This window comes from Trichocoleus sp. DQ-A3, assembly GCF_039961975.1.
GTDB lineage: Bacteria > Cyanobacteriota > Cyanobacteriia > Cyanobacteriales > FACHB-T130 > FACHB-T130.
Genome location: NZ_JAMPKC010000012.1, coordinates 143,111 through 150,271 on the forward strand (window position 1 = coordinate 143,111; position 7,161 = coordinate 150,271).

Here is a 7,161-nt window from a genome sequence, read left to right on the forward strand (position 1 = left end):
TGTCTGGTTACTGACTTCGTAGTGAATCAACAGACGAGAGATGAATCGGCTGCAAAAAGGCGCGATCGCGTAGCGTCTCCAAAGGAGAATCGCTCTGTTCTTGACAAATGGGGATGCGATCGCGCGCTTTACGCTTCCATTATCAAGAGTGGTAACAAATACCAATTATCTGCCAGCATAAAGAAGAATCTGCTCGCAGGTTGTTCAAGCATTTGGGTAGTGTGGCAGTTTTATGAAGATTTTGTAAAATTCTCTACCGCCAACGGAATACCCATCTCTAATACTTGTAGCAAACTGAGAATGTAACAGAGTGTGTCGGTGCCAACGATCGGGTTAGAGTTTGGTAGTGCTACCCGGTTCAATGGCATAGCAGCCAGAAGCCTCGTATAGCGGCATCCGCTAGAGCGATCGCTTCTTCGCCCCACAATCTACACGCTCATCCAGTCTAGGGTCATCTATCCATTCGTCTCCTTCGTTGCTCCATAAAAACTCTAGTGGTAGAAATTCTCACGTTTCGTCAACAGGGAAAGAGCCTTGATTCTTCCGGAATACCTACGCTAATGGATGCTTTTGTTCTAGTTGTTGGAACTGATGCATTTCTGGCAACATTTTTGACGCGAATCGCTGCTTTAGTAGGTGGCGCAGTTGAAGCTGCCTCCCAGCTAGATGAAGTCATGCCGCTGCTGGAAAAGAAACTGCCCCATATTTTAATTTTGCAGGCAAGTCTGGAGGGCAGTTTGGAATTCTGTTATCAGCTCAAACAACACAACCAATTAGCGGGGATTTACTGCATCTTGATAGAAGACCGACCGGAACTTGCCCGCGAACAAACACTGTCCGATCGACACCGGAAGTGGGCACTCATAGCAGAAGCTTTAGAAAAAGGAGCAGATGCTTACTTGCAAATTCCCCCAGTCAGAAGAAGGAGTGCTGCCCTTGTACAAGAGGAGATCGGGTTGCAAGACCGCTTACTGGCAGCGCAAATTCAGATGGGATTACGCAAGGTGCAAAACTATCGCCAATTGATGCGAACCAATGATTTATTGTCAACAATGGCGCTATCTGACCCGCTGACGGAACTGAATAATCGTCGCGCCTTGGAATGGGAATTGCCCCGACAGATTCAAAATGCTCGGACTCGCTCAATTCCGCTGAGTTTAGTAATGTTGGATGTGGACTTTTTCAAGTCTATTAATGACACCTACGGACATCTGATCGGCGATCGCGTCCTGCAACTACTCTCCGCGCGTCTGCAACACAACCTGCGATTTCAAGACACTCTCTTCCGCTACGGAGGTGAGGAATTTGTTGTAATTCTCAGCCACACAGATGTTCAAGAGGCTCCAGTGGTAGCCCACCGTCTGTGTCGCCTGATCTGCGAACAACCCTTCAGAATTAATCCCACCCTGTCACTCACAATTACGATCAGTTTGGGGACAGGCACCCTGAATGCGACGGACGATATTAAAGGAGTAAACTTGCTACAACGTGCTGACCAAAACCTTCTGCAAGCCAAAGCTGATGGTCGCAATCGAGTTGTTAGTGAATAATTGCAAATTGCGGAAGAGGTAGAAATTCTCCCCTCAATTTTTACCTCTTAAAAACAACGAGAAGTGTATTGGAAATTACTACTTGTTTGAGCTAAAAAGAGTATAGTTAAATAATAGAAATCTGCCTAAAATTTTTATTGCAGCTTAGTTCTTCCTTATCAAAGTTAATATATCAAAAATAGTAGGTGAAGTCTAGGATACAGAGGCAAAAACTTCCCATTAATTCTATAAATTGGTAATTGATTAATGACTACTAATTAGGAACGACTAACTTCTAAAAGTATGTTGCTGAAGCACCTGATAACACTCCTCAACTGAAGCACGTTGTTCCATCTTCGCCACCAGGGCTTCGTAGGCGGGATAGTTCTCCTCAATCAGGGTACGTGCTTGCAGCGCACTGGCACGCTCTTTCTGCTGAGCGCCGCTTTCTTGCCGTCCTAACTGTGTCAGCGCCTCTCTAATTTTTTGCCGGTCTTCTGCGCCTCCCTCGGCGCTACCGTATGCCAAAATCTCGGCGGCGATGCCTGCCATCCAGACGGTGCAGAATCGATCCAGGATGACTTGCATCTCCCAAGGGGTTGTCATTTCTTGCTGCAATTTTTGGGTATCAAATATCACCCCACCTTGCCCAGGATTTCCTTGTCTAACGGTTTCCCAGGCGCTAAGCGTGTAGCCGGTGATGGGAATTTCAAGTAAGTAGGCGACGAGAAAATGACCGGCTTCATGCCGCAATACGCGATCGCGGTATTTGGAGTCAGCACCTGCAAACAACTCCAAAAGGATTGCGATCCCTTTGCCTTGGAAGCTGAGGGTGTCTAGGGTTGCCAGCCCCAGAATGCTAATCGTTGCGAGCGCGGGAATTGTCGGTGATATGTTCAACATTGGCCCTAACAAGCTAGAAAGCGTCATTGCAAAGACGCCAATGGCAATTAGATTTAGGGCAGTTTGTTGCATGATATTGAGGTCTAAGGTAGATGAATTAAAAATTAAAACTGGTGTTTTAAATTTTGCATTTTTAATTTTTAATTACTGGCTAGGGTGAAGTATTGGGGTTGGGATTGATCGGCGACACGACAGAGCGATCGCCCGATGGCTGCGCCCCACTTCCGAATTGTTTGGCTTTATAAAATGTTTCCAGACTATCGCGATCGCCCACATAGCGCCAGTGCCACGGTTCATAACTAACGCCTTGGGGATTGTTGCGGGGAAACGATATCTCAAAGCTATAGTAAGGGGCGTTCTTCTGAAGCCACTTAAAAGCCGCAGTCTTCTCAAAGTTAGGACTGAGATTCGTTGCGGGGACTCTTCCATCACCCACGTCTATCGCGTACCCAGTATGATGTTCGCTGTGACCGGGAGGCGCACTCACTTTTGCCCGTTCGGCGGCTGACTGTCCGCGCTGCGCCTTAGTGTCAAAATATAAATGCTGCTGCTCGCTAATCGAGCGAAATCCTGAAATTGGCACGATGATAATCCCGGAAGCTCGCGCCGCTGCTACCATCGCGTTATATTGTCTGGCGGCAGCTTTACGCATTTTCAAGCGACCATCCGCTGTAATCGCCTCAAGTTCGGACTGGGGTGCCTCTTGATAGGGAAAGTGTCCAAACAGGGTATTGGCTGCTGGTGTAGCGGAAGGCGTTTGAATGCCTGGAATCTGATTTTGGACAGGCGTTGATGCATCCGATTCGGATACAGGACGGGGGACTAAGATACCGATAATCAGCGCGATCGCTCCCAATCCCAACAAACCCGCTAACAGGAGAATCGGCTGCCACTTTCGGTGGTGTCGGCTGAGGTGCGGCGTATCCCGCAACGCCTCCGGAATATCGTCTATCGGCAGTGCCGACTTGGGTGGTTTTTCAGGCATACCCGCGTTTTCCAAAAGAGCCACTCCTGTTGTTTTTGTGGTTAGTTATCAATTCTTAGATATCCAACAACGGCACTGAGACTCAACACCTAACTTTACAAGTATTTTAGACTGAGCGAATATCAACAGCCGCCGTGTATTCCCAGATGCCTCGTCATCAACCCTGATGCTTAACATGAATAGAGGCTGACATATCGTACAGGTGTCAGTCTAAACCTTCTGCTGACAACCCATGAGACGATGCCTAATATAGGAATTCAACTGCTGGAACTCTATTTCCGGCTAGGTGGTGGCATTTTGCTGGGATGGGTTTTGGGTCGCCAACTGCCCAAAGTAGTTCCCACCTATTTAGGGAAGTTTCTCTTTTGGATTGGAGTCCCGCTTGGCATTGTGGCGTTTCTGCGTCACGCTGACTTATCTGGGCCAATTTGGATTGCACCCGTCGCCGCTTGGGTGGCAATTTTGGTGGGAGCCGGATTAGCCTGGTTTTGGATGGGAAGACAAGCCTCGCAATTCCCTAAAAAAGCTTGGAGTAAATCCACTCAAGGAAGTTTTCTATTAGCCTCAATGGTCGGGAACACCGGCTACTTGGGTTATCCCGTCACCCTCGCTCTCGTCGGGCAGCAGTACTTTGGGTGGGCGCTATTTTATGACCTGATGGGCACCACGCTGGGAGCCTACGGCTTGGGCGTTGTCTTGGCGGCTCGTTTTGGGGTTGGGGCAGCGAAGGGCGTCTTCCCGTCCCTACAGGCAGTGCTGATCAATCCAGCGCTGTGGAGTTTTGGCTTTGGACTGGGTTTTCGCAACTTCCCACTGCCCGAACCCGCTGAACAATTGCTGCAAATTATTGCTTGGAGTGGAGTGGCGCTGGCTTTGGTGCTAATCGGTATGCGCCTCAGCCAGCTTTCTTCCTGGGGTAGCCTCCCTTCGGCATCTGTGAGCTTGGGGATTAAAATGCTGCTCGTTCCGCTGGTGCTGGGTGGGGGGATTGGGCTGCTGGGTGTAAGTGGCCCTCCCCATCTGGTCATTGTTTTACAAATGGCAATGCCTCCAGCGTTTGCCACCCTCATTTTGGCGGAAACCTACAATCTCGACCGAAATTTAACCGTGACGGCGCTGGTTGTCGGGACGATAGGACTCTTGTTGACTCTGCCGGTTTGGTTGGTGTTATTTGGTGGCTGAGACAGCAGCATAGCGTTGGGCCAACTCTGACGGATCGACCTGTTCGTATTTTTCAAAGGGTTGGTGAATCCAGGGGTTTTCTGGGAGATAGTCCACATAGTAGTCAGGCGCGATAATAGAGCAAGCTTTGTACCAGATGACAGCAGTACAAATCTGCTCGACATCAGCAGCATAATGATGTTTCAGCCAAGGGATGGCTTCCCGGAGGGTGATGCCAGAATCCACTAAGTCATCCACCAGGAGAATGCGGCTACCCAGATGCGGGGAAGTCATCGTGAGGTCGCGGGCGAAGGCAAGCGAACCTCGAAAGCGATCGCCTGTGCCGCCGTAAGAAGTGGCAGCTAAAATTGCCAACGGTTTGTGATAAATTCGCGATAAAATATCACCCACCCGTAGACCGCCCCTGGCAAGGCAGACAATCTGGTTAAACTCCCAGCCGGATTGATATATGATTGCCGCCAACTGTTCGATTTTTTGGTGGTACTCTGACCATGACACGTAAAGCTCTGGCATAACAGGCACAATTGAACAGGTTTAGAGAACAGTACAAATGCTATAGAACAAATGCTATAAAATTCCCGCTCTTGGGAGACAGATGCGATACTTTTTTGAAATTTTCAATCCCCCTGCCATCAGCCAACTGCCATGAGTGATTCCTCTTCTGAGCATTCCCCCGCGACACCCGACAGCGAAAAGCTAAAGTTAAGTACGAAACTGGCTTATGGTGCCGGTGATGTAGGTGCTGCGATCACCGCAAATATTGGGGTGTTTTATACCGCCTATTTTCTGACCGATGTCGCCGGAATCGCCGCTGGACTAGCGACTTGGATTCTCCTGATTGGCAAGGTTTGGGATGCGGTGAACGATCCGGTTGTCGGGGTGCTTAGCGACAGAACAAACTCGCCACGCTGGGGGCGTCGGCTTCCCTGGATGTTATATGGGGCGATTCCGTTTGGAATCACGTTCTTTTTGCAGTGGCTAGTTCCTCGATTTAGCGCCAATGACTCTGCAAATCAATGGGGATTGTTCTGGTATTACATTGTCATTTCGATTTTGTTTAATTCGTTTTACACCGCTGTTAATTTACCCTACACTGCCCTAACTCCAGAACTGACTCAGGACTACAACGAACGCACGAATCTCAACAGCTATCGGTTTGCTTTCTCCATTGGGGGAAGTATCGTATCTGTGATTGTGTTCGGAATCATCGCCGCTTTGATTCCTAATGACCGCATCCAGCAATATTTGGTGATGGGCGTCGTTTGTGCAATCTTGTCGGTCTTACCGATTTATTGGTGTATTTGGGGGACACGCGATCGCATTTTGGCAAGGGCGGCACAAAATCCCACCTTTGAGCAACCTGTTTCCCTCCCAATTTTGCAACAAGTGCGGATTGTTTTGAGCAATCGCCCCTTTTTATATGTTGTTGGAATTTATCTATGTTCCTGGTTAGCTGTCCAGGTCACAGCAGCTATCATTCCTTATTTTGTTCTCAGTTGGATGCGCTTAAGCGATGCAGTCGTTGCCCAAGTCATTCTAGCGGTGCAGGGAACAGCATTGTTGATGCTCTTTATCTGGAGTAAGCTTAGCCAGCGATACGGTAAAAAAGCCGTCTATTTTATGGGAATGAGCGTGTGGATTATTGCCCAGGCGGGATTGTTTTTCTTACAGCCCGGTCAAATTGCTTTCATGTACGTGTTAGGAGTGATGGCAGGTTTTGGCGTTTCTACAGCTTATTTGATCCCGTGGTCGATGCTGCCAGATGTGATTGAATTAGATGAACTAAAAACCGGACAGCGGCGGGAAGGGATTTTTTACAGCTTCATGGTGTTCCTACAAAAAGTCAGTTTAGCTGTTGCCGTGGCTTTAGTCTTGAAAAGCCTGGAGTGGAATCAATACATTCGGTCTACCCCAGAGAACTTAGCCCCGATTCAACCGGATTCTGCACTTTTAGCGATTCGCATCGCCATCGGACCTCTACCAACAATTGCCTTAATTTGTGGATTAATCCTGGCATACTTTTATCCTCTGACTCGTGAGGTTCATGCCGATATCTTACTGAAACTGAAAGAACGGAAATTAAAGGCTCAATAGCTCTTATCAATGAACTTTTCGGTTTGAATGGGTGGGTTAGAAATTCACCCATTCAAAAAAGTTTTTTTTTGAATATTATGGACTTTATTGATTTTTTTTGGTAAGCTGAAGTTGATAAGGAAGAACTGACTAGTAATATTTTTTTGAGATATATTTTCATTATTTAAGAATACCTTTTCAACGCATAGCTAGTAGTTGTTTGCAATACATTCTTCAAAAATTTTTTTTTAAAGTTTTGAATCATTGCATAGAATACCAGCATCATTCATTTAGCTAATCGCTAATTTAAGCATAAGAATCGCTACAACACGTCCAAAATCAAGCCAATCAATAGACCTCCTGCATGAATAGGAGAGCGTGTGACAGTGGGCAATTGTTGCTAGGAAAAGCACGCTAGATTTTGATGAGAACGAATTCTAGAATCAGCGATGCAATACCGAGAGTTGGAGCATCTATCAAATCCTGAGT

At 47.5% G+C, this 7,161-nt stretch carries 6 protein-coding genes; 3 read left to right on the plus strand and 3 right to left on the minus strand.

Going from position 1 to position 7,161, the window contains the following annotated elements; genetic code table 11:
- Positions 1–560: 560 nt before the first annotated feature.
- Positions 561–1,550 carry a diguanylate cyclase gene (locus tag NDI44_RS18090; protein WP_190411359.1) on the plus strand — a complete coding sequence of 330 codons (990 nt, stop codon included), beginning with the start codon at positions 561–563 and terminating at the stop codon, positions 1,548–1,550.
- A gap of 267 nt (positions 1,551–1,817) precedes the next feature.
- Here the strand turns inward: NDI44_RS18090 and NDI44_RS18095 are convergent, their stop codons facing one another.
- The gene (locus NDI44_RS18095; protein WP_190411341.1) at positions 1,818–2,504 is read right to left on the minus strand and encodes an ATP-dependent Zn protease; all 687 of its coding nucleotides are present in this window, start codon (positions 2,502–2,504) and stop codon (positions 1,818–1,820) included.
- A 79-nt stretch (positions 2,505–2,583) separates the two neighbouring features.
- The gene (locus NDI44_RS18100; RefSeq protein ID WP_190411342.1) at positions 2,584–3,417 is read right to left on the minus strand and encodes a M15 family metallopeptidase; all 834 of its coding nucleotides are present in this window, start codon (positions 3,415–3,417) and stop codon (positions 2,584–2,586) included.
- A 240-nt stretch (positions 3,418–3,657) separates the two neighbouring features.
- Here NDI44_RS18100 and NDI44_RS18105 point away from each other — a divergent pair, with 240 nt between their 5' ends.
- Entirely contained in the window at positions 3,658–4,599 is a 942-nt protein-coding gene (locus NDI44_RS18105) for an AEC family transporter (RefSeq protein WP_190411343.1), read from the plus strand.
- Here the strand turns inward: NDI44_RS18105 and NDI44_RS18110 are convergent.
- Positions 4,585–5,112, minus strand: a complete 528-nt coding sequence (locus NDI44_RS18110; protein WP_190411344.1) for a phosphoribosyltransferase — start codon at positions 5,110–5,112, stop codon at positions 4,585–4,587. The genes NDI44_RS18105 and NDI44_RS18110 overlap by 15 nt on opposite strands.
- A gap of 132 nt (positions 5,113–5,244) precedes the next feature.
- On the opposite strand from NDI44_RS18110, the gene NDI44_RS18115 reads away from it, so the two are divergent.
- The gene (locus tag NDI44_RS18115; RefSeq protein ID WP_190411345.1) at positions 5,245–6,693 is read left to right on the plus strand and encodes an MFS transporter; all 1,449 of its coding nucleotides are present in this window, start codon (positions 5,245–5,247) and stop codon (positions 6,691–6,693) included.
- Positions 6,694–7,161: the final 468 nt, after the last annotated feature.